The organism is Enterobacter wuhouensis, from assembly GCF_004331265.1.
GTDB classification, from domain to species: Bacteria; Pseudomonadota; Gammaproteobacteria; order Enterobacterales; family Enterobacteriaceae; genus Enterobacter; species Enterobacter wuhouensis.
The window spans coordinates 1-298 of record NZ_SJOO01000040.1 but is presented as its reverse complement, the minus strand read 5'-3'; the positions used below and the strand labels follow the sequence as shown (position 1 = coordinate 298).

At 60.1% G+C, this 298-nt stretch carries 1 pseudogene; it reads left to right on the top strand.

The features are described 5' to 3' along the window. Window positions 1-298 (top strand): annotated as a pseudogene (locus E0L20_RS23790) (type VI secretion system tip protein VgrG); the annotation flags it as partial.

Here is a 298-nt window from a genome sequence, read left to right as displayed (position 1 = left end):
TCACGAGCGGGAGCTCAATAAATCAGCCTGTATCCACCTGTTCAGCAATGCATCCGTACTGTCACCTGGTCAGGTGCTGGAGCCGCAGGGCGATGTCATTACGGCCCTGAAAGAGGGGGTAATCCTCACGCTGGTGACCTTCCGGGGTGCCCGTGATTCCCGCCTGCACGTGTCGGTCTGGGGCCAGCCCTACACCGAGCGTTACTGTTTCCGCCCGGTGGACATCCCGCGCCCGGAAATTCACGGCACGCTTCCGGCGCGGATTGAGAACCGGGAAAAGAACGATATCTACGCTCAT